Annotated in this window: 17 protein-coding genes; 5 read left to right on the top strand and 12 right to left on the bottom strand. The window is 69.0% G+C overall.

Features of this window, described 5'->3' with window-relative positions:
* Positions 1 to 8: 8 nt before the first annotated feature.
* A complete protein-coding gene (gene fhuF, locus QWY80_RS11980; protein ID WP_290231760.1) occupies positions 9 to 788 on the top strand; it encodes a siderophore-iron reductase FhuF in 780 nt (259 codons plus the stop codon).
* A gap of 12 nt (positions 789 to 800) precedes the next feature.
* Here fhuF (QWY80_RS11980) and QWY80_RS11975 read toward each other — a convergent pair whose 3' ends face one another.
* The 11 genes from QWY80_RS11975 to QWY80_RS11925 all read right to left on the bottom strand — a co-directional run bounded on the left by QWY80_RS11975 (position 801) and on the right by QWY80_RS11925 (position 14,815).
* Positions 801 to 1,682 carry an ABC transporter substrate-binding protein gene (locus tag QWY80_RS11975; protein ID WP_435389366.1) on the bottom strand — a complete coding sequence of 294 codons (882 nt, stop codon included), beginning with the start codon at positions 1,680 to 1,682 and terminating at the stop codon, positions 801 to 803.
* A gap of 140 nt (positions 1,683 to 1,822) precedes the next feature.
* Complete coding sequence (locus QWY80_RS11970) at positions 1,823 to 3,904, bottom strand: TonB-dependent siderophore receptor (protein ID WP_290231757.1); 2,082 nt, start codon at positions 3,902 to 3,904, stop codon at positions 1,823 to 1,825.
* Between the two features lie 104 nt (positions 3,905 to 4,008).
* Positions 4,009 to 4,956 carry a helix-turn-helix transcriptional regulator gene (locus QWY80_RS11965; RefSeq protein WP_290231756.1) on the bottom strand — a complete coding sequence of 316 codons (948 nt, stop codon included), beginning with the start codon at positions 4,954 to 4,956 and terminating at the stop codon, positions 4,009 to 4,011.
* Positions 4,953 to 5,702: a siderophore-iron reductase FhuF gene (gene fhuF / locus QWY80_RS11960; RefSeq protein ID WP_290231753.1), complete on the bottom strand. Its 750-nt coding sequence runs from the start codon at positions 5,700 to 5,702 to the stop codon at positions 4,953 to 4,955. Before fhuF (QWY80_RS11960) ends, QWY80_RS11965 begins: the two co-directional genes overlap by 4 nt.
* A gap of 53 nt (positions 5,703 to 5,755) precedes the next feature.
* A complete protein-coding gene (locus QWY80_RS11955; protein WP_290231751.1) occupies positions 5,756 to 6,250 on the bottom strand; it encodes an RNA polymerase sigma factor in 495 nt (164 codons plus the stop codon).
* Positions 6,251 to 6,349: 99 nt separating this feature from the next.
* Positions 6,350 to 8,794, bottom strand: coding sequence for a GNAT family N-acetyltransferase (locus QWY80_RS11950; RefSeq protein ID WP_290231748.1), 2,445 nt, complete (start codon positions 8,792 to 8,794; stop codon positions 6,350 to 6,352).
* A gap of 3 nt (positions 8,795 to 8,797) precedes the next feature.
* Positions 8,798 to 9,970 carry an MFS transporter gene (locus QWY80_RS11945; protein ID WP_290231747.1) on the bottom strand — a complete coding sequence of 391 codons (1,173 nt, stop codon included), beginning with the start codon at positions 9,968 to 9,970 and terminating at the stop codon, positions 8,798 to 8,800.
* Complete coding sequence (locus QWY80_RS11940; protein WP_290231745.1) at positions 9,967 to 11,295, bottom strand: lysine N(6)-hydroxylase/L-ornithine N(5)-oxygenase family protein; 1,329 nt, start codon at positions 11,293 to 11,295, stop codon at positions 9,967 to 9,969. Before QWY80_RS11940 ends, QWY80_RS11945 begins: the two co-directional genes overlap by 4 nt.
* 18 nt (positions 11,296 to 11,313) lie before the next feature.
* Positions 11,314 to 12,855, bottom strand: coding sequence for a pyridoxal phosphate-dependent decarboxylase family protein (locus QWY80_RS11935; protein ID WP_290231744.1), 1,542 nt, complete (start codon positions 12,853 to 12,855; stop codon positions 11,314 to 11,316).
* Between the two features lie 212 nt (positions 12,856 to 13,067).
* Positions 13,068 to 13,991 carry a ferredoxin family protein gene (locus QWY80_RS11930; protein WP_290231742.1) on the bottom strand — a complete coding sequence of 308 codons (924 nt, stop codon included), beginning with the start codon at positions 13,989 to 13,991 and terminating at the stop codon, positions 13,068 to 13,070.
* Positions 13,988 to 14,815, bottom strand: a complete 828-nt coding sequence (locus QWY80_RS11925; protein ID WP_290231740.1) for an ABC transporter ATP-binding protein — start codon at positions 14,813 to 14,815, stop codon at positions 13,988 to 13,990. Before QWY80_RS11925 ends, QWY80_RS11930 begins: the two co-directional genes overlap by 4 nt.
* 98 nt (positions 14,816 to 14,913) lie before the next feature.
* Between QWY80_RS11925 and QWY80_RS11920 the strand changes: the two genes are divergently transcribed.
* Genes QWY80_RS11920 through QWY80_RS11910 form a run of 3 tightly spaced genes read left to right on the top strand, consistent with a single transcriptional unit; the run spans position 14,914 to position 17,905 of the window.
* On the top strand, positions 14,914 to 15,870 hold the full coding sequence (locus QWY80_RS11920) for an ABC transporter substrate-binding protein (protein WP_290231738.1): 957 nt from the start codon (positions 14,914 to 14,916) through the stop codon (positions 15,868 to 15,870).
* On the top strand, positions 15,864 to 16,868 hold the full coding sequence (locus QWY80_RS11915) for a FecCD family ABC transporter permease (RefSeq protein ID WP_290231736.1): 1,005 nt from the start codon (positions 15,864 to 15,866) through the stop codon (positions 16,866 to 16,868). The genes QWY80_RS11920 and QWY80_RS11915 overlap by 7 nt, the downstream gene beginning before the upstream one ends.
* Positions 16,865 to 17,905, top strand: coding sequence for a FecCD family ABC transporter permease (locus tag QWY80_RS11910; protein ID WP_290231734.1), 1,041 nt, complete (start codon positions 16,865 to 16,867; stop codon positions 17,903 to 17,905). Before QWY80_RS11915 ends, QWY80_RS11910 begins: the two co-directional genes overlap by 4 nt.
* Before the next feature lie 67 nt (positions 17,906 to 17,972).
* Here QWY80_RS11910 and QWY80_RS11905 read toward each other — a convergent pair whose 3' ends face one another.
* Positions 17,973 to 20,105 (bottom strand): TonB-dependent receptor, encoded by a 2,133-nt coding sequence (locus QWY80_RS11905; protein ID WP_290231732.1) that lies wholly within the window; start codon positions 20,103 to 20,105, stop codon positions 17,973 to 17,975.
* Positions 20,106 to 20,300: 195 nt separating this feature from the next.
* Between QWY80_RS11905 and QWY80_RS11900 the strand changes: the two genes are divergently transcribed.
* Positions 20,301 to 22,493: a TonB-dependent siderophore receptor gene (locus QWY80_RS11900; RefSeq protein WP_290231730.1), complete on the top strand. Its 2,193-nt coding sequence runs from the start codon at positions 20,301 to 20,303 to the stop codon at positions 22,491 to 22,493.
* The last annotated feature ends 18 nt before the right edge of the window (positions 22,494 to 22,511 follow it).

The following is a 22,511-nucleotide window of genomic DNA, read 5'->3' as shown; positions in this document are numbered from 1 at the left end:
GATTCCCCATGACGGACATGGAGGCGCTCCCCGCTCGCTCGGATGAAGTGGCCGAGTCGCTGCTGGCGTTCTACCGCGAGCCTCCCCTCGACGGCCTGAAGGCGCCGAGCTTCGGCCGGCCGGATGCCGCGTCGCTGACGGGTAGCGCGCTGCTCGATCGCGATGCGCTGAGTGAGCCGCTGTGGCGCTTTACGGCAAGCCTCGGTGAGGGGGCCGACCGCAAGGCGGCCATCTCGATCTGGTCGAAGTATCTCTTCAGCCTGGTGGCGATTCCGACCCTGACGGCCAATCTGCTGCTCGGCGTGGATCTACCCGTGCGGCCGGAGCGGCTGCGTCTCGAATTGGGCGAGCGAGGCGAGGTGGTGAGGCTGTGGCTATGCCATGGTGGTCGCCCCCTGGCGTCTCGAGCCGATCATGAGCGTTTCGCGATGCTGTTCGATGCGCTCTGCGAGCCTTTCATCGAGACGTTGGCCTCGTTGTCGGGGCTTTCGCCCAAGGTGTTCTGGAGCAATCTAGGCCACTACGTCGAGTATGCCGGGCGCACCTGCTCGCAACATCCCGAGTTTCCGGGTGCCGGCGAGCCGTTGCTGCGCTTTCTCGAACTTCGCGCCCTGCCGGATGGTCGTCGCAATCCGCTCTATCAGCCGGTGCGCTATCTCGACGTGGGCGCCGAGAGGCCGGCGAGGGTGCGACGGCTTTGCTGTCTCAAGTATCGCCTGCCCGATGAACCGCTGTGCGGCGGCTGTCCGCTGGAGCCGGAGAATCGCCCAGTCAAGCGCCAGCGCTGATCATGGGCACCGTCATTCCCGGCCAGGGGGCAACGCCGCCACCAGCAACTCGGCGAAGCGACTCGCCGAGGGCAGGGCGCCGAAGCTCCAGGTCGGGGGCAGGGTGATCAGGCTGCCATTCTCGACACTGGGCTGGCGCTGCCACAGGCCGCTGGCGGCGAGCTTCTCCTCGACGCCTTCCGGATAGGGTTCGACCACCACCAGGCGGGCCTCCAGGCCGAGCAACTCCTCCACGCCGACCAGTGCGAAGCCCCAGTAGTTGGTGTCGCCCCGCCAGGCGTTCTCCAGCCCCAGGCGATCCAGCACCGCCTGGAAGAGGCCGTTGGCGCCGAAGACCCGCACATGCCGGGCATCCATGAACTGCACGATCAGCAGGGGCCGCGTCTGCTCCGGCAGCCGGTCACGCAGCGAGGCAAGCTCTGCCTCGGTGGTGTCGATCAAGGTGTCTGCCGCCTCGGGACGCTCGACGAGCTCGCCGAGCTCCCGGGTCAGATCGAGCATCTGGGCCCAGGTATCGCCCTCGGGCGTGTAGAGCGCCAGGGTCTCCACCGGGGCGATGCGCTCCAGGCGCGGGGCCAGGGCGGCGAACATCGGCGAGATCAGGATGCGCTCGGGCGACAGTTCGGCGAGGCGCTCCAGATTGGGCTGCGAACGCAATCCCAGGTCGACCGTCGCGTCCGGCAGCCGTGGCTCGCCGACCCAGCCGTGATAGTCGGCGACCTGGGCGACGGCGACGGGGGGGGCGTCGAGCGCCACCAGGGTCTCGGCCAGGGTCCAGTCGAGGGTGGCGAGGCGCGGCGTGCCGGCGAGGCCGGTGGCACTGAACAGTCCGGTCAGCAGGCCGAGCAGCCATCCGGCGAAGCGGCGGCGATGGCAGTGGCGAGAAGCGTTCAAGTCGAACTCCGTGGGGTCGCGGGCGGGGGACCGTAAGGTAGCCGAGACAAGAATGCGTATCAACAACGCGATGGGAGGACGAATGAGGGGGGATGGCGGGAAGGAAGACGCCCGCCGGTGGGACCGGCGGGCGTCGGGGGTCAGAAGGCGTAGCTGACGGTGGCCGTCACGCTGCGCTCGGCACCGAAGTAGCAGAAGTCGATGCTGCTGCAGCCGGCGACGTATTCCTCGTCGAGGAGGTTGTTGACGTTGAGCCGCGCGGAGACGCCCTCGAGGCCCACTTCGGCCAGGTCGTAGCCCAGGGTGGCATCGACCAGGGTGTAGTCGGGCAGCTTCTCGGTATTGGCCTCGTCGGCATGGATATCGGCGTAATAGCGCACGCCGAGGCCCGCATCCAGTCCGGTGAGCCCGCCCTGCTGGAAGGCGTACTGCCCCCACACCGAGGCCTGATGGCGCGGCACCCAATTGTCGGTGTTGCCCTGGTTGGCATCATCGGTCTTCTCGAGGGTCACGTCGGTGTAGCTGTAGCCGGCCTGCAGTCGCAGGTTGTCGGTGACCTGGCGATGTGCCTCGAGCTCGACGCCCCGGGACTCGATCTCGCCGGTGGCACGGAAGAAGCTCTCGCTGGCACGCTTGGTGGCCAGGTTCTCCTGGGTGATATGGAAGAGCGACAGGCTGTAGCGGTCCTGGGTGCCCGCCGGCTGGAACTTCAGGCCCGTCTCGACCTGCTCGCCCTGGGAGGGCTCGATGAGGTCGCCGTTCTGGTCGACGGCGGCGTTGGGGCTGAAGGAGGTGGTGTAGCTGGCGTAGGGAGCCAGGCCGTTGTCGAACAGGTAGAGCACTCCGGCGCGGCCGCTGAACTGGGTATCGTCCAGCTCGCTCTCGATGTCGCTGTCGAGGTCGGTGTTGGAAATATCCACCCAGTCATGGCGGCCGCCCAGGTTCAGGCGCCAGTTGCCCACGGCCAGCTGGTCCTGGAGGTAGACGCCGGTCTGATCGAGCTCCCGCTTGCGGCGCACGTCGGCAAACATGGCGGTGGGTTCGGCGCCGTACTGAGGGTCGAAGGCGTCGATGGTGGGGAACATCCCCGAGCCCCAGGTGACGTCGTTGTCGCGTTGCTGATAGTCGACGCCGGCGAGCAGGGTGTGGTCGACGCCGCCGGTGGCGAGACGGGCCTCGAGCTGGTTGTCCACCGCCAGGGCCTGGAGCGACTCGTCGGCGCTGGAGAAGAAGCGGTTGAGTTCGGTGTCGTTGGCCCAGCCGAAGGCGTAGACCTGTTCCAGCTCGACGTCGGCATCCGTGAAACGCAGCTTCTGACGGCCGGTCAGGGCGTCGGTGAAGCGATGCTCCAGCTCGTAGCCGACCATGCGCTGCTCGCGCTCGAACTTCTCGAAGTCCTCCTCGCCCTCGAAGAAGGTATGGGAGACGCGGCGTCCGGCGTGGTCCACCACCGTGCCCTCGAAGGGCAGGCCGGAATGGTAGCCGCCCTCCGGATCCTTGTGCAGGTAGGCGTGGAGAGTGAGGCTGGTGGCGTCGGTGACGTCCCAGCTGAGCTGGGGGGCGAGGGCGTAGCGTTCTTCCTCCACCGGATCGAACTGGGTGTCGGCGGCACGCGCCAGGCCGGTCAGGCGGAAGGCGGCGCGGCGCTGCTCGTCGATCGGGCCGGTGAGGTCGAAGGCGGCACCGCGCTGGGCGTTGTTGCCGGCCTTGAGACGCAGCTCACCGCTGCGCTCGAATTCCGGGCGCTTGCTGGTCTGGGCCACCAGGCCGCCGGGGGAGGCACGACCGTAGAGCACCGAGGCCGGTCCCTTGACCACCTCGATACGTTCCAGGAACCACGGATCCACGACCAGCGAACTGAAGGAGCCGCCGTCGCTCATCACCTTGAGGCCATCGAGGAAGGTGTTGCTGACGCTGCCCTCGGTGAAGCCGCGCAGCGCCAGGTAGTCGTAGCGGTTGGAGGCGCCGACCTGGTTGGTATAGACGCCCGGCGTGTAATCGGCGGCGCGCTGGACGGTGTCGGCGCCCCGGGCGTCCCACTCCTCATTCTCGATGACCGACACCGATTGTGGCGTCTCGTTGAACGGCGTCTCGGTCTTGGTGACCGCCTCGGCGGTGACGGTCAGGGGGGAGAGGGCCTCGGGGTCCTGGGCCTGGACGATCAGGGGCGAGCCGGCGGCGGCGAGCGACACCGCCAGCGCCAGGGGGCGTGGAGTCGACATGGGAGATCCTGTGATGCTGCGGGGTGACTTTAGGTAATGAGAATTATTGCTTTTTATGGGGCGGGTCGAGGTATGCCGGGCGCTCACCCGGCTATGCGCAGTGCTCAGCTCGCCCGGCCGAGGGAACTCGGCGCATGGCCGAAGTGACGGCGAAAGGCGGTGGTGAAGTTGCTGGCGTGGCGGTAGCCCGAGAAGTGGGCGGCCTGCTGCACGCTGTAGCCCTGGCGCAGGTAGTCGTGGGCCAGGGTCAACCGACATTCGCGCAGGTAGTCGAAGACGCTGCGGCCGAAGGCCGCCCGGAACTTGCGACGCAGGCTGGCGGGGCTCATGGCGGCGAGTTCGGCCAGGGCATCGAGACGGTGCTCCCGGGCGGGGTCGTCCTGCAGCGCCAGGCGGACCCGCTCCAGGCGTCGGTGTTCCCGGGGGGGCAGGGGTGTCGTCGGGGCCATGGGAGGGGCGTCGCCGGGCAGGCCCTGGGCCAGCAACTGAAGGCCGAGTCCCTCGATCAGCAGCCGGTGTCGGGCCTCGTCGGTCGGCGGGGTGCCCAGGGCCTGATCCAGGCCCTGGCGTAACGGCTCGGGCAGCCGCCAGGCGTGCAGGCAGGAACGCCGCGTGCTGGCGGGTGCCGCGGCGCCCAAGGCGGCCAGCTGCGCCTCGTCCAGGCTCAGGGTCAGGGCGCGCAGGCGCTGCCCGGCGGGCTGGGAGGCCTCCAGGCCGTGTCCCGCCTCCAATCGCACGCTCAGCGCCATGCCCGGGGCGAGGGTCAGGACGCGCCCCGCCAGGCGCACCTCGGCCCGGCCCTCCAGCATGGCGATGATCGATAGCGGCGTGGGCCGGCGAGAGTGCGAGTCGTAACGGTGCAGTACCTCCACGTCGGAGGCGATCAGTTGCATGCCGGGGCGCAGCGAGAACTCGCGGACCGTTCCGCGCACCACCGGCGTCTCGGCCTGGGGCGAGAGCCCGGGCACGCGATAGTCGAGGCCGTAGCGGCGGCCATAGGCCAGGAGATCCCTGGGGGTGTGGGCCCGCCCGTCGATGGCCGGCTGGTTCATCCGGCCTCCCTGGCGCTCCGGGGGGCGCGTCGGCACTCCAGAGGGCAGTTGGCGCAGTAGCCCAGCTCCTCGATCAGGTAACGGATGCAGCACAATCGGCGCACGCGACGGGGCCGGTCCGGCGCGACCGGTTCGACGTAGCGCACCGGACGATACAACGGATTGCGTCGGCCATCGGGCAGGGTGCGGCTCTCCATCAGCGCCTGGGCGGGCTCGGCCATCCCGGGCGAGGCCATGGGATGCTCGGCCAGGGCGCCGACGAAGTACTCGAAGTAGTTGCCGGCATTGCTCCAGAACACCTTGGGCGAGGCCCCCGTGGTCGCGGCCAGGGCCTCGATCAACGGCGCCAGGTGGCCGTCGAGCAAGGTGGTGAAGCGTGCCAGGCCGTCGAGCTCGCCGAGCGGGCGCCCGGCATGGCGCAGGCTGAGCCCCGTGGTCTGGCCTTCCGGCGACTGGATCAGGCGAAGCTCGTCCAGCCTCAGCGGCAGGTCGCGCTCCAGCAGCAGGTTGGCGGCCAGGGCGTGGGCGCTGAGCGCGCTGAAGTGCCACTTGGACCACAGCGAGGCCACCGCCCGGCGATCGCCATGCCCGTACTGGGCACCGAAGCAGTCGAAGAGGGCCGCGAGGCGGGCCGGGTCGAGCAGGTCCCGGGCGGACAGGGTGTCGGCCCCGGGAGCCGCCGAGACGCGCGGGGGGGCCAGGCCCGCCAGGGGGCCGATATAGAGCGTCGACAGCGCTTGGGTCATGGTGCCTCCGCCGAAGTGTCGTGGCAGGATAGTAGATGAAATGCGAATCGTTATCAAAAAAAGTTCCGGCAGTGCTCGATGGCCTGGGCCACGTAGCGGCCGGCCATGCGTTCCGAGACGCCCAGTCGACGACCGATCTCGGCCTGGGTGAGCCCCTCGAGGCGGTGCCAGACCAGGGCCTGGCGTAGTCGCGGTGGCAGGTCGGCCAGCACCGCCCGCAGCCCCTTGAGGCACAGGGCATGGTCGGTCGCGGTCTCGGGGCAGGCCCGGGGGCAGGTCAGGCAGGATTCGTGGTCGTCGAGGGGCTGGTCGAGGGGGCGCGTGCGGCGCCGGCGGTGATGGTCGACGATCAGGTTGCGGGCGATCCGGAACAGGTAGGCCCGGGGCTGGGTGAGGGCCTCGGGGTCACGCAACTGGCCGATCCGCAGGAAGACGTCCTGGCAGAGGTCCTCGGCGAGGTCGGGACAGGCGAGCTGGCGCTTGAGGTAGCCGGCGAGGTCGCCGGCGTGGTGTCGGAAGAGGGTGTCGAGATCGATCTGGGCCGTCATGGGGCGCTCCGTCCTGGAATCCAGAGCGCCCATTATTATGATAATAAGACTCATTATCAAACATGATTCCCCGGACCCGGTCGGGCCCGGGTGAAGGGGCTAGGCCAGGACCTCCCGGCTTGGCGTATCGGTCGCCTTCACCGGGCGGAAGGCGGCGATGGGATTGACCAGGGTGCCGGCGAACTGCAGGTTCTTCGCCGGGTCGGCCAGGTCGACCATCTGCTGGTGGTCGTTGAGCTGCAGCCGGTTCAGGCAAGACAGGGTGAACTCCGGGGCGAAGAGATCGTGGCGGGCGAACTTCTCGGCGAACTCGGGATGATCCTGCTGGTAGTCGATCACGCAATGGGCCACCCGTTCCCAGAACGTTTTCTCATTGATATCGCCATTTTCGACGAGAATCGGCGCCATAAAGCGCAGGAAGCAGTCGAACACATCGGTGAAGATCGACAGCACCTTGAGCGGTTCGGGGACCTCCACGCTGATGCGCGAGACGGCCTCGGGCAGCTCGACCTCGGTGTTCATGATGCCGATCTCCTCGGCGATGTCCTTCATCAGCGCCGTGACCGGGACATTGTCCTCGAGCTCCAGGATAAGGTTTTCGCCATGCGGCATGAACACCAGGTCATGGGCGTAGAAGCAGTGCAGCAGCGGGGTGAGATAGACCCGCAGATAGCGATCCAGCCAGTCGCGGGTGGCCAGCCCCGAGGCCCGGATCAGTCGCGGCAGCAGGGCCTGACCCTGGCCATCGACGTGCAGCAGGGCGGCCATGGTCATCAGGCGGCGCCCCGGCACGCGCCGGGCCAGCGGACTTTCCCGCCACAGGCAGGCCAGCATCTTCTTGTAGGGGCTGTAGCGGTCGAAGGCCGACTCGACGGCATCGCGGCGATAGCCGATCGCGGCCTCCTCGCGGAGGATGTCGAAGCCGAGCGCCCTGAGGGTGGGGTCGGTTTCGACCAGGCGCTCGATCCAGTCGTTGATCGCCGGCGTGGCGCGCATGTAATTCGGCGAGAGGCCGCGCATGAAGCCCATGTTGAGGATCGACAGGGCGGTCTTCACGTAACGCCGCTGCGGCTGGCTGGTATTGAACCAGGTACGGATCGACTGCTGGGCACGATACAGGTCGTGGCCGTAGCCCAGGCAGACGATGCGTCGTTCGGCCACCTCGGCGGCGAAGGTGATGGCCAGCTTGTGGAACCACTGCCAGGGGTGGGCCGGCATCAACAGGTAGTCGTCGGGATCGAGCCCCCGCTCCCGGAGGCGATGGTGGAAATCGGCCAGGGTGGCCTCGCCCAGCTCCTCGCGCAGCAGGGTGGTGTAGGAGAGGCCCTCGGCGCCACTGAACTCCGCATCCTCGCGGTGCACGGCCAGCCACACCAGGGTGATGGGGGCGGCGGCCTCGGGGGCATAGGCGTGGTAGTCCACCGCATCGAAGCCCAGGCGACCGTTGTTGGCCACGAACACCGGGTGCCCCTCGGTCATGGCGGCCTCCAGGGTCTGGAAGTCGGCCTCCACCAGGCCGTCGGCATCGGGGCGGTTGTCGGCGAGCTTGTAGGCGCTGCCGAACAGGGTGCTGGCGATCTCCTCGAGATAGACGGGCAGCATCTCGTCGCCGATGCCCAGGGCGCGGCGGAACTCGAGGATGAACCCCTGGGCATCCAGCGCCTCGGGTTCGCCGTCGACCAGCTTCTCCAGCGAGGTGGCCTCGATGGACCAGTGGTCGAGGGCCAGCACGCGCGCCCGGAAGCGGTACTCGATGGCCTCTCCCGGCACCGCCAGTCGATAGCTGCCCCCCCGGGAGTCGAGACTCAGGCATTCGGGATCGAGGAGCCGTTCGTGGGCGAATTCGGCGATGGCCTTGCGTACCAGCAGGCGGTTGGCCCGGGCCCAGAGGCGTGGCTCGAGGTGACGGGTGGCGTCGGCCGGGCGGATGGCCAGGGCCGGGTTCAGCCGCGGGTTCTCGCCGCTGACCGCCGAGGCGAAGGCCTCGCGGTCACAGAAGGCCAGGTGGGCGGTCTTCTCGGGCAGTTCCACCTCGCGCTCGTAGACGAAGCCCACACGGCGGTTGAGCGGATGGATCTTGCGGTTGTTGACATCGGGTTCCACCACCACCCGTTGGGTGCCAATGTCTTCGAACATAAAGGCCAGGATGGTGGTGATCACCTGGACGCTGAAGCCGGGGATGGGGGTCTCGGCCGGGGCCACCAGGAAGTGCATGCCGCGATCGCCCTCGGCCACCGGGTAGTGGTCGCCGATGGGGTCATGGCGCGGGTCGTAGCACTCCACCAGGAAGGCCGGCTGGCCGTCGTGCAGGCCCAGGTAGCCCTGGGCATGGGGGCTCTCCTGGAGGTCGCGGTAGAAGGCCTGGACCCGCTCCGGGGAGTGGCCCTGCATGCCCCAGAAGCGGGCGCGGGGCGCGCTCACCCAGGCGTGGATCAGGGCCAGGTCCTCGGGCAGGTGCAGTGGACGCAGGCCGAAGGTACCGATGCCCTGGGCATGGCGCGAATAGGTGGTGCGGGTGGTCGGGGTCGGTTGGAAGAGGTTCATGGGTCAGGTCCTTGCAGATGCGGGGTCGGGGAACCGCTGCGGGGTCGTCTCCTCCCTGGCCAGCAGCAGGCGATGGGCCAGGGCGCAGAGGACGAAACCCAGCGCGGCGACGAGGAAGGGGCTGGCCAGGCCGAAGGCATCGACCAGGCGGCCGGCGCCCCAGGAGGCGACGAGCACGCCGAGCCCCTGGAAGACGTGGATCTTGCTGAAGTCGCTGGCGTAGCGCGCGGGCGTGCTGAGCCGGAAGAGGCGCACTTCGAGGCGCACGGTGACGCGGAACAGCGCCCAGCCGAACAGCAGCCGGCCGGCCAGGAGCGCGACCACCTCGCCGCTGGCCTGCAGCAGCAGGCCCGTGAGGCCGATGCCCAGCGGCAGCACGATGGCGTGGCCGGCGGGGCGGCGAGCCAGCAGGTCGAGGGCCAGCAGCGCCACCGCCACGCCACCGGGGATGGCGAACACCGCTCCGGCCAGCACCTCACCGGGCAGGCCCGAGGCCAGCTCCCAGTACCGGGCGAAGAAGGGCCGGGCGAGGTGGGCGCTGAAGTAGAACAGCAGCATCACCAGGCCCAGGCGCAGGATGGCGCCATTGGTGCCCGCGGCCGGCGGGGAGGCGGGGACGGCATGCGGCGTCCGGCCGTGCCGGAGCAGCAGCAGGCAGACCGCCACCTGGAGGGCATCGCTCACCGCCATCACCCGGAACACCTGGGCCGCCTGCCAGTGCTCCAGCACCAGGCCGCCGATCATGGCGCCGAGGATGCCGCCGGCATGCACCACCACCGAGAGGGTGCCGATCAGGGGGGCGTGGCGCCCCGGCGGTTCGAGGTGCATCAGGTAGGGATAGACCAACAGGTAGCTGGCCTTGGCCACCAGCATGGCCAGCGACAGGCCCCAGAACATCGGCAGCGAGGTGACCACCGCGCACGACAGGCTCAGGGCCCCGGCCACCACCTGGGTGCCGATCAGCAGGCGCAGGGTGCCGAGCCGCCGGGCCAGGTGCGCCCAGACGGGCAGCGCCAGCAGCACCACCAGGCAGCTCATGGCCAGGTAGAGGCCGATGTGGGACGGATCGGCCACACCGAAACGCTCGGCGAAGAACTGCGGGTAGAAGGGCAGCAGCATGGCGTCGCTGACCACCGCCACGGCGGTCACGGCCACCAGCCAGGGGGTGGGGCTCATGCGGGCTCCGCGTCCATCGGTTCGAAGACGGCCTCGCTGGGGGCGCCGAAGCGCTGATAGGCGATGCGCCGCTCCACGGGGTAGATCTCCTTGCCGGTCAGGGCGCGGATGATGCAGGCGTTGCGGTAGGGGCCCATGCCCAGGTCCGGCGCCACCAGGCTGTGGGTGTGCAGCTCGGCGTTCTGCACGAAGAGCTCGCCGCGCCCGCCGTCGATGTCGTAGAAGCGGCCCACGGCGTAGCGACCGGCGCCGTCGAAGGCGAGGCGCGAGGCGATGGGCGCCAGGAAGTCCGGCATGTGGTAGCGATAGCCGGTGGCCATGATCAGCGCCGGGGTGCGGTGGCGGTAGTGGCGCCGCTGCTCGGTGTGCCACAGGGTCAGGTCGTACTCGCCGCGCTCGGCGTCATAGCGGCAGGTCTCGAGGCTGGTGTTGGTGAGCAGCTCGGAGTGGACCCCGCCGCCGAGCTCCTTGGCATAGCGCAGGTCGTAGATGGCGTTGATCAGCTCCAGGTCGATGCCCTTGTAGAGCCCCTTCTGCCGCTCCATCAACTGGTTGCGGGTGGCCTCGGGCAGGGCGTGGAAGTAGTCGATGTAGTCCGGGGAGGTCATCTCCAGGGTCAGCTTGCCGTACTCCAGGGGGAAGAAGCGCGGCGAACGGGTGATCCAGTCGAGTCGGTAGCCGAAGCGGTCGATGTCGGCCAGCAGGTCGTGGTAGATCTCGGCGGCGCTCTGGCCGCTGCCGACGATGGTGATGGCCGCCTGGCGCTGCAGTTCGGCCTTGTGGTCCAGGTACTCGCTGGAGTGCAGCGGGCGGGGGGCGACGTCGCGGCAGCCCTCCGGCAGGAAGGGCCGGGTGCCGGTGCCGAGTACCAGACGCCGGGCCAGGTGCACCCGGGTCTCGCCGCTTGCGGTGTCGCGGCAGCTCACCCGGTAGACGCCTTCGGCCTCATCGAAGTCGACCCGGGTCACCTCGGTGCCGAAGCGGATGCTGTCGAGCTGGGAAGCGGCCCACTGGCAGTAGCGGTTGTATTCGGTGCGCAGCAGGAAGAAATCCTCGCGGATATAGAAGTTGTAGAGTCGGCCCTGCTGCTTCAGGTAATTGAGCACGCTGAAGCGGCTGGTGGGGTCGGCCATGGTCACCAGGTCGGCCATGAAGGGCGTCTGCAGGGTGGCGTCCTCCAGCAGCAGGCCGGGGTGCCAGTCGAAGCCGTCGCGGCGCTCGAGGAAGAGGCCGTCGAGCTCCTCGATGGGATCGGTCAGGCAGGCCAGGCCCAGGTTGAACGGGCCCAGCCCGATGGCGATGAAGTCGTGCACTGTCTGTTGCATGGTCGGTTCTCGCTGGCGTCAGGAAGCGGCGGCGGGGGCCGGGGCTTCGCCCCAGGCGCGGCCGTGGTGGACGATGCGCTCGATGATGGCGGTGAGGTCATCGAGCCGGGTGTCGGGGTTGAGCAGGGTGAACTTGAGGTAACGGCGGCCGCCGACCCGGGTGGCGGCGATCACCGCCTCGCCGTGGCGGGAGAGCGCCGCGCGGACCTGGGCGTTGAGTTCGTCGAGTTCGGCCTCGTCCAGGCCCGCCGGGCGGTAGCGGAACACCAGGGTGCTCAGCGGTGGGGCGAGCAGCACCTCGAAGTCGGGGTGGCGGGTCAGGTAGGCGTGGGCCTCGCCGGCCAGGTCGATGACCCGCTCGAACAGTTCGCCGAGGGCGTCGGCGCCCATGATGCGCAGGGTCAGCCACAGCTTGAGGGCGTCGAAGCGCTTGGTGGTCTGCAGGCTCTTGTTGACCTGGTCCGGCGTGCCGGCCTCGGCCTGGCACAGCGGGTTCAGGTAGTCGGCGTGGTGGGTGAGGTGGCGCAGGTCGCCGCGCCGTCGCACCAGGAAGGCGCTGCAGCTCACCGGCTGAAAGAAGGTCTTGTGGTAGTCGATGGTCACCGAGTCGGCATGCTCGATGCCGGCCAGGCGATGGCGTTCGCGCCGTGAACAGAGCAGGCCGCCGCCGTAGGCGGCATCCACGTGCAGCCAGATGCCGTGGGCGCGGCACAGGGTGGCGATCCGCTCCAACGGGTCGATGCTGCCGAAGTCGGTGGTGCCGGCGGTGGCCACCACGGCGATGGGAATCAGGCCCTCGGCCAGGCACTCCTCCAGGCGCGCCTCGAGCGCCCGGGGATCCATGCGGTAGTCGGCGTCGCAGGCCACCGGCATCACCGCCCGATAGCCGAGCCCCAGGATCGCCGCCGACTTCTGCAGGCTGAAGTGACTGGCCTCGGAGCCGAGGATGCGCAGCCGCCGGTAGTCCGGCGGCAGGCCCTGCTGCTTGTTGCCGCCGTGGCCCTCGAGGGAGGCGCCGTGGTGGTCCCGGGCGATCATCAGCGCCATCAGGTTCGACTGGGTGCCGCCGCTGGTGAAGACGCCGTCGGCGTCCTGGCCCAGGCCGAGGCGTCGGGCGGTCCAGTCGATCAGCGACTGCTCGATGAAGGTGCCGCCGGCGCTCTGGTCCCAGGTGTCGAGGGACGAGTTGATCGGCGACAGGATCGCCTCGGCGAGGATGCCGGGCAGCACGATGGGGCAGTTGAGGTGCGCCACGTAGCGCGGGTGGTGGAAGTAGACGGCATCCTTCAGGTAGACCCGCTCCAGTTCCTCGAGGGCGGGATCCAGGTCGCCGAGGGGGGCGTCCAGGTCGATGGCGTCGAACAGCCCTTCGAGCTCCGCGGGCCGTGCGCCGCTGAACGGCCTGTCCACGGACGCCACCCGGCGCCGTACCAGGTCGAGGCAGCGGGTCGCCTGCTGCCAGTAGGCCTCGGCGTGGCGGGCGTTGAACAGCTGGTCCTCCGCCAGGGGGGCGGGGCGATACCCGGGGACAGTGTGCCTTGCCTGAACCTCTGAGGTCATGGTGTCACCTTGTGCGTTGGTCATCTCACCGTGTCGCCTTTTTGATAATACGAATTCTTTTCATTCGTAGTGCTGGCCTGGGAGAAGACGCAGGCGCCGGGGCTTTCTGAACTCGGCGGCGACATTTTTTTATGCGCGGCGGGGGCGCGAGGAGGTGTCAGGCAGGCGGCGACGCCCCGCTGGGGCGAGCCGGTGGGGTGGCGCGGGTCGCGTCAGTCGGCGGGGCAGGGGTGGATGGCGAGCGGGTACCAGACCGCACTGCGCTGGGGGCCGTCGCCATCGATATCGGCACAGGTATCGTGGCGCAGCAGTTCGCGGGTCCGGCAGCCGACGCGAAGCCGGCCCCGGTGTCGGTCGTCGGCCCAGTGGAGGGTCACCGCGCCCTGGGGTGGCTCGTCCCGGGTGGTCTCCACCCGCAGGCTGGCCCCCCGGATGCCGCGGGCGGACAGCCACTCCAGGGCGGCGACCTGGGCGCACTGCTGCAGCGGGGTGAGCCGGGAGTCGCCGCGGTAGCAGGGCAGGTAGGGATGCCCCGCCGCCTCGCTCTCGAGCAGCGGCACCACGTCCTCGGCGCCGATGCGGCCGTACTTGCGCAGGGCGGGGAAGACCACGGCGCTGGCCGCCAGCCGGCAGCCGCCGAGATGGGTGCTCTCCCACACCTCGAAGGGCAGGGCCCGGTCGGCGACGGCTTCGGCCAGCGCCTTGTAGGTGGCGTAACCGAACTTGGCGCAGCACTTGTCCTTCCTGCCGTGGGTGCAGCACAGCAGCAGCGGTCCCGGCGGCGGGCCTGTCTCCCAGCGGGAGAGGGAGCCGCCTGCCTCGAGGGCCCGCAGCAGGGCGGGGAGCTCGTCGCGGGAGGCCTCGAAGCGGCGGTTCTCCGGCATCAGGTAGAGGCGGTGGCGATCGGGGCGCTGGTCGCGGCGGTGGATGAGGTTGACCCGTCGCCCCTCGGCGGCCAGGGCATCGAGCCTGTCGGAAACCTCCACGGGCATATCGCTGGCCTGGCGCAGGTTGCGCCGCCACTTGGCCCGCGGCCAGCTGAGCAGCAGGTTGCGCTCGGCGTGGGCGGCGCTGCCCGCCAGGGGGTCGCCCAGCGCGGCGCTCTCCCGGGCGCAGAAGCGCTGGACCGCGCTCATGCCGAGACCTCGTGGCGAGGATGGGCCGGGCCGACGGCGGTGCCGAGCCCCGGCACGCAGATTGGACGGCCGGTATTCGGGGCGCGCATCACCTCGGCCTCGAGATCGAAGACCCGCTTGAGGTTGGCGGCGGTGAACACGGTCTCGGGGGGGCCGTGGTGCTCGATGCGGCCGTCGCGCAGCATCACCAGGACGTCGGCGTAGGCCGCGGCCAGGTTGAGGTCGTGCAGTACCAGCAGCAGGGTGCGACCCCGCTCGTGGGCCAGCTTGACCAGCAGCTCCAGCAGCTCGACCTGGACCTTGAGGTCGAGGAAGGTGGTGGGCTCGTCGAGCAGGATGAGGTCGGTCTCCTGGGCCAGCACCATGGCGATCCAGCAGCGCTGGCGCTGGCCACCGGAGAGGGCGTCCACCGGGCGCGCGGCGAAGTCGGCGACCCGCGCGATGGCCATGGCCTCGTGCACCGCACGCTCGTCCGCCGCCGACCACTGCCGCCACAGCCGCTGGTGGGGGAAGCGCCCCATGCCGACCAGTTCGCGTACCGTCAGCCCCTCGGGGGCGGTGGGGCTCTGGGGCAGGATGCCCAGCCGATGGGCGACCTCCCGGGTGCGATAGCGATGGATGTCGCGGCCGTCGAGCAGCACGCGTCCGGCCTCGGGCGTCAGGGTGCGGGCCAGGGTCTTGAGCAGCGTCGACTTGCCGCTGCCGTTGGGGCCCAGCAGCACCGTGACCCGGCCCTCCTCGACCCGGAAGTCCACGCCGTCGAGGACGCGCCGGCCCTCGTAGCCGGCGGTCAGTCGATCACCCTGGAGGCGGCAGGCAGGCATGGCGAGATGGGGTTCCTGTTGATAATGGTTTGTATTATGAGATGAGATTGTGTCATCTTCTCGCCCCCAGTGTCCATCTGCCCCGGGGGATCTCCGCCGTGCACCGCCTCGCCACGACCTTGGCGCGCCTTCTCGTCCTGCTCACCGCCTGCTGCTCCGCCTGGTCGCCCTCCGTGTTCGCCGAGCCGGCCAGGCGGGTGGCCCATGCGTTCGGGACGGCGACCATCGAGGGCCGTCCCGTGCGCCTCGTGACCCTCTACCAGGGGGCCACGGACAGCGCCCTGGCCCTGGGGATCGAGCCGGTGGGTGTCGTCGAGTCCTGGCTGGAGCGCCCCATGTACCGCTACCTGCGCGACGACCTGCCGGGGGACGTGCGTTACCTGGGGCTGGAGACCCAGCCGGACCTGGAGGCGCTGGCGGGCCTCGCCCCCGACCTGATCGTCGGTGCCCGCTACCGCCATGCCGCCGTCTATCCGCTGCTGTCCCGCATCGCCCCCACGGTGGTCGCCGACAACGCCTACGACTTTGAGGCGCTGCTCGCGCTGATGGGGGAGGCCACCGGGCGCCAGGCCCGGGCCCGGGCGCTGCTCGACGCCTGGCAGGCGCGGGTCACCGATTTTCGCTGCCGGGCGGCCGCCACGCTGGGAGACGCCTGGCCGCAGAGCGCCTCGGTGGTCAGCTTCCGCGCCGACCATGCGCGCCTCTACTATGACGGCTTCGCGCGGAGCATCCTCGACCAGGTGGGGCTGCGCCGGCCCGATGGCCAGGATGGCTCCGGCTGGGGCATCAAGCTGGTCAGCCGCGAGAGCCTGCCGGCCATGGACGCCGATGTCATCTTCGTCTTCATGCGCGACGACCCGGCGGTGGCCGAGCTGCATCGCGACTGGACCGCCCATCCGCTGTGGCGGAACCTCGCGGCGGTCGAGCGGGGCCGGGTCTACTACGTCGATCCGGTGACCTGGAACATGGGCGCCGGCATCCAGGCCGCCAACCGCCTGCTCGACGAACTCTATGCCCACTATGGCCTGGACCACGGGGAGGGCGCCAGATGCTGACCACGCCCCTGGCCAGGCTGCTGGTCCTGGTGCTCGGCGCCCTGCTGGCACTCGCCGCCGGCCTGGCCAGCCTGCTGCTCGGCGCCGCCGAGATCCCCGCGACGACGCTGGTGGAGGCCGTCCTGGCCCCCGATCCGGGTTCCACACCGCAGTTGATCCTGCTCAGCGAGCGCCTGCCGCGGGCGGCGATCGCCGCCCTGGTCGGCGCCAGCCTGGCGGTCGCCGGGGCCCTGATGCAGACCCTGACCCGCAACGCCCTGGCGGCGCCGAGCATCCTCGGCATCAACGCCGGGGCCATGTGCTTCGTGGTGGTGGCCAGCGCCGTCTTCGCCCTGCGCTCGCCGCTGGCGCTGGTCTGGGTGGCCTTCCTCGGCGCCCTGGCGGCGGCCCTGCTGGTCGCCCTGCTGGGGCGCGAGCGGGGCGGCGGCCTCTCGCCGGTGCGGGTGGTGCTGGCCGGGGTGGCGATCACCGCGCTCTTCGTCTCCCTGGCCCAGGGCCTGCTGATCATCGATCAGGAGCGCTTCGAGGGCCTGCTGCTGTGGCTGGCCGGGTCGGTGGCGGGACGCGGCCTGGAGGTGGTGACGCCGCTGCTGCCGTTCTTCCTGGTCGCCGCCGGGCTCTGCGCGCTGCTGGTACGCCAGCTCAACCTGCTGGTCCTGGACGACGAGGTAGGCAAGGGACTGGGGCTGCGCACCGGCCGGGTCAGGCTGCTGGCCGGGGCGGTGGTCATCGTGCTGGCCGGCGGCTCGGTGGCGATGGCCGGAATGATCGGCTTCGTGGGCCTGATCGTGCCGCACATGGTGCGCGCCCTGTTCGGCCGCGACCATCGCTGGGTGCTGCCGGGTTGCGTCCTGCTCGGCGCCGGCCTGCTGCTGGCCGCCGATACCCTGGCACGTTTCCTGATGCCGCCCCAGGAGGTGCCGGTGGGGGTGATGACGGCGCTGCTCGGCACTCCCTTCTTCCTCACCCTCGCCCGACGCCGGAGCCTGACCCCATGACCACGCCTCGAGCCGACCTGGTGTGGCGCGCCGCCGGGGGGCGGCTGTCGCTGCGCCTCGACCGCCGCAGCCTGGCGGTGACCCTGCTGCTGGCCCTGGCCCTCGTCGCCAGCGCTGGCATCTCGCTGAGCCTGGGCAGCCAGGCCACCCCGCCGGCGGCGGTACTGGAGGCGCTGCTGTTCCCCGGGCATAGCGACATCGCGCTGATCGTCCACGAGATCCGCCTGCCGCGGGTGCTGCTGGGGATCCTGGTGGGCGCCTGCCTGGGGGTGGCCGGCCTGCTGTTGCAGGGGCTGGTGCGTAACCCCCTGGCCTCGCCGGACGTGATCGGCATCACCGGTGGCGCCTCCCTGGCGGCGGTGAGCTTCCTGGCGCTGGGCGGGGCGGCCCTGGGCGAGGCCTGGCTGCCGGTGGCGGCGCTGGGGGGGGCGGCGCTGGTGGCGCTCGCCATCATCGCCCTGAGCGGGCGCGGCGTGACGCCGGCGCGGCTGGTGCTGATCGGCATCGGCCTCGCCGCCGCCCTGGGGGCGGCCACCACCCTGGTGCTGGTGCTCGCCGCCGATACCACGGCGATGCAGGCCTATGTGTGGTTGACCGGTAGCCTCTACGCCGCCCAGTGGCGGGAGGTGGCGGCGCTCGCCCCCTGGGCGCTGCTGGGGCTGCCCCTGGCCCTGGGGCTGGCGCGACGCCTGGATGCCCTGGCGCTCGGCGACGACCTGGCCACCGGGCTCGGCACGGCGGTGCGTGGCAGCCGCCTGGCGCTGCTGCTGCTGGCGGTGGCCCTGGCCGGATCCGCGGTGGCCTTCGCCGGCGGGCTGAGCTTCATCGGCCTGCTCGCCCCGCACATCGCCCGGCGGCTGGTGGCCCGCGGCCACGCCGCCCTGGTGCCGGTGACCGCCCTGGTCGGGGCGCTGATCCTGCTCCACGCCGACCTGCTGGGGCGGCTCGCCTTCCTGCCCCGGGACCTGCCGGCGGGCATCTTCGTCGCCGGCATCGGGGCGCCGTTCTTCGTCTATCTGCTCCATCGCTGGCGCTGACACACAAAAAAGCGGCACCCGAAGGGTGCCGCCAGGCGCGAGCTAGTCAGTGGAAGGCGTGTTCCCCTCAGAAATCCAGCTGGTAGCCGAGGGTGAAGGTGCGTCCCCGGCCGGCGAAGTAGTAGTCGTCGCTGATCCGCCCCGCCTGGGAGTAGTAGGTGATGTACTGCTCGTCGGTGAGGTTCTCGATACCGAAGGTGGCGCGGCCCACGGGCAGGCGGTAGGCCAGGGAGGCGTCGACCAGGCCGTAGCCGTCGAATTCGAGTTCGGGATCGTCGACGCTGCGGTCGAAGTAATAGCGGCTCTGCAGGTGAGTGGAGAGGCGGTCGTTCCAGGCGGCGCTCCAGGCCAGCTTGAGGGTATCCGGGGCGATGTTGAGCCCGGTCAGCTCGGTATCCACGCTGCCGTCGCCGTCGGTGTCCGATTCGCCTTCGGCGTGGGTGTAGGACACCGTCAGGTCATGGGCGTCGTTGACGCGCATCTCGCCGGTGACCTCGAGGCCCCGGATCTCGGTCTTCTCGCGGTTGCCGACCCAGATGCCCCTGTCGCTGTCGAAGGCGAGACGCTCGCCGAAATCCGAGTCCGATTCGTAGTAGCTCAGCTCGAGGCCGTAGCGGTCCCAGTCGAAGCGGGCGCCGATCTCACGGTTGTCGGTGACGATCGGCTGTAGCTGCAGCAGGGTGTCGATGTCCTGGCCCGGTTCGCCGATGCCGCGCAGCACCCGGCCCACGTCGGGCATGCCGAAGCCCTCGGAATAGTTGGCGTAGAGCTGGGCCCAGTCGGTGGCCTGGTAGACGATGCCTGCGTTGAACAGCGTCTCGTCGAAGCTCGGGTCGCCGCCCTGGACGGTGACGTTGTCCTGGGTGACGTTGCTGCGGTCGATGGTCGAGAAATCGTCGACGTCGAGCTCGGCATATTCGTGGCGGACCCCGGCGTGCAAGGTCAGCGGATCGAGCAGCTGGAACTCGCCCTGGAGGAAGGGCGCCAGGTTGCGGAAGCGGCTCTCGGGTACATAGGTGCGCTCGGTATGCACCAGCATCTGGCGGGTCTCGTCCTGCAGCAGGTCCAGGCCGGCGGTCACGGCCAGGCGGTCGTCGAGCAGGCCGCTGCGGTTCAGGGTGAACTTGGCGCCCAGCTTGTCGGATTCGTTGCGGGTCTGGTCGAACCGCGTTTCGCCATTGTCATCCAGGAAAGGGAAGTAGGGCGTGGTGGCGAACCGTGCCCGGAAGCGCTGGCGATACACCTGGGCATCCAGTTCGTTGCCGAACCAGTCGGCATGCGAGTACGACAGCCGTGCCTTGGTCACCTCGTTGTAGCCGGGGTCGCCATCCGGATCGCCCTTGCGCGCCGTGGTCGGGATGCCCGCGTCCCGATCGCCGGGTACCGGCACGTAGTCGTCGCCTTCCTCCAGCTCGAAGTGGTTGAAAGAGAGCTCGAGGTTCTGGTCGTCGTCGAGCCAGTAACCGAGCTTCCCGAACAGGTCGTAGCTGGTGGAGTCCTGCAGTTCGCCCGGGTAGGCGATACCCACGACGTCGTCGTTGCCGTCGTAGAAGACGCCGCGCTGCTGGCGGCTGGCGGCGGCCAGGTAATCCCAGTCGCCGCGCTGGCCACTGATGCGGTAGTCGAGCTTGTGGCCGAAGCCCTCGGACTCGAAGTCGTCGTCGCTGGTCAGGCGGACGCCGACGTGCTGGTTGAGCTCACCGGCATCGGCACGCTTGGTGACGTAGTTGATGATGCCGCCGGTGGCACCCAGGCCATGCTCGGCGCTGGCCCCGTGGATCACCTCGATGCGCTCGACCATGGAGAGGTCGATGGTGTAGCTGTCACGGGCGCTGTCGCGCAGCGGGTTCGTCTGGGGCACCCCATCCACCAGGAAGAGCGGAGAGCGCCCGCGGAAGGTCTCGCCGGCATTGGAGAGCTTCTGGCGGCTCGGCGAGTAGGAGGGAATCAGGTTGCTGAGCACCTGGCCGGGATCGTCGGTGATGGCCAGTTGCTGCTCGATCTGCTCGCGGGTGATGACGGTAACCTTCTGGGGCGTCTCGCCGGCGAGACTCTTGTTGCGGGTGGCGGTGACCACCAGGGGGGAGAGGTCGGGGGAGGCGGTGGTCTCGTCGTCGCTGGCCTGGGCGGCGGCCAGGCCGGGGAGGCCGAGCATGACCGGGACGAGCCAGGCGGTGCGCGTCTTGGTGGGATGGAACATCTCTTGGGGAACCCTTGCTTGAAATTGGTTATCGGCTTCGAGGCTCGCGGCCGGGGCCACCGGGGCGTGTTCCCGAAGCGGTAGTGACAGTAATGTTTATCATTCAGTATTTCAAATAGTAATTGTTCCTATATAATGGCGGCGTCCATCCACCGATAAGATGCTCAAAGCAGAATGATCTCGAATCGTCCCCTTATGAAATCTATCCCCGTGATGTCCCCTATGCCCGGCTCCCCCTCTCCCGACCCGCTATGCAGGGCCGTACGCCATGGTTTGGGCCTGGCAGCAGCAGGCACGCTGATGATGGTCGTTTCGCCGACGCTGCTGGCTCAGTCGGATGAAGGGGCCGATGACCTGGATGCCATCACCGTCGAGGCCGAGGCGCTCTCCCTCGTCTCCGAGGGGAGCGACAGCTATCGTGTACCGCGCACCAGCACGGCAACGCGCCTGGACCTGACGCCACGCGAGACGCCGCAGTCGGTATCGACCGTCACTCGTGCCCAGATCGATGACTTCCAACTGGACACCGTCAACGATGTGCTGGAGAGCTCACCTGGCGTGACGGTGGAGCGACTCGAGACCGATCGCACCTTCTACAGCTCGCGAGGCTTCGAGCTTTCCAACTTCCAGGTGGATGGCTTGCGGGTACCGATGCCCTACAACAATGTGCATGGCGACATGGATACCGCCATCTACGACCGGGTCGAGGTGGTTCGCGGGGCGACCGGCCTGATGTCCGGCTCGGGTAACCCGGCGGCCACCGTGAACTTTATCCGCAAGCGGCCTACCGAGACGCCCCAGGCAACCGTTTCGGGCACCTTGGGAAGCTGGGATCGGCGGCGACTGGATGTGGACGTCTCCGGGTCGCTCGACAGTGAGGGAAGGGTGCGGGGACGGTTGGTAGCCTCGGGCCAGCAGACCGATTCCTACCTTGATCGCCTGGAGCGTGAACGCGGACTGCTGTACGGGGTACTTGAGGCCGATGTGACGGATACCACTCGGCTGACCCTGGGCCACACCTGGCAGCAGAATGATACCGACGGCAACATGTGGGGCGCCTTGCCGCTTTACGACACCGCTGGCGAACGGATCGACTATGACGTGTCGACGAGCTCGGCCCCCGACTGGTCCTACTGGAATGTCGAGACCCGGCGCAGCTTCGTGGAACTGGCGCAGGAACTGAACGACGACTGGCGTCTCAAGGGGACAGTGACGCACCTGGACATGCTGTCCGACACCCAGCTGTTCTATCTATATGGTGTGCCGGATGCCGCCACCGGTGGCTATGATGCCAGCCAGATCACCATCAGCAAGTATGACCGCCACCTGGAGCAGTGGATCGCCGATGTCCATGCCAAGGGCGATGTCGACGTGCTGGGCAGGAGCCATCAACTGGTGCTGGGCACGGACTGGAGCCAGAGCCGCAACCAGCAGAGTTCCCTCTATGATGTGGCGTCCCGGGGCGTGCCGTCGCTTCGCGAATGGGACGGTCGTTACCCTGAGCCCAGCTTCGGTAGCCCTGACTTCGCCAATGACGCCACCATCAAGGAGCGCAGCGTCTACAGCGCGGCCAAGCTGGACCTGGCCGATCGCTGGATGGCGGTAGTCGGTGCGCGCTTGAGCTGGCTGGACACCGTAGGGGAGCAGTATGGCGCCTCCCAGGACACCGCCGTCGACCATGAGTTGACGCCCTATGCCGGCGTCATCTATGACGTCACCGACGCCGCCTCGCTCTATGCCAGCCATACGCAGATCTTCCAGCCGCAGACCGAGATCGATCGCAACGGCGATTACCTCGATCCCATCGATGGTGTCAGTCAGGAGATCGGTATCAAGGCGGACATGTTCGACGGCATGGCAGACGGTTCCCTGGCGCTGTTTCGCACCGAACAGGACAACGTGGCACTGCCGGCAGGCACCTTGCCCGATGGGCGCACCTTCCACCGTAGTGGCGAGGGCGTGACCAGCGAGGGGGCCGAGGCCACCCTGGCCGGCGAGCTGGCGCCGGGTTGGCATGCCAGCGTTGGCTATACCTATCTGGAGATCGAGGACGCCGAGGGGAAGGACGTCAATACCTATATCCCGCGCAATATGCTGCGGGCGACCACCAGCTATCGACCTGCCTTCATGGATCGGCTCAAGGTAGGAACGCGTGTCCGCTGGCAGGATGACATCGAGCGTCCGCGCGATTTCGCCGATGGCAAGACCCGCCAGGAGGCCTACGCCGTGGTAGACCTGATGGCGAGCTACGACTTCAGCGATAACCTGACGGCGTCCCTGAACGTCAACAACGTGACCGATGAGAAGTACCTGACCAGCCTGAAGTGGGATCAGTCCTTTTTCGGCGCGCCGCGTCACGCCATGGTCAATCTGACCTGGCGCTACTGAGTCACACCATTTTCTCGG

This window comes from Halomonas ramblicola (assembly GCF_030409215.1).
GTDB classification, from domain to species: Bacteria; Pseudomonadota; Gammaproteobacteria; order Pseudomonadales; family Halomonadaceae; genus Halomonas; species Halomonas ramblicola.
The sequence above is the reverse complement of the archived record's forward strand: the minus strand, read 5'-3'. Positions and strand labels throughout refer to the sequence as shown.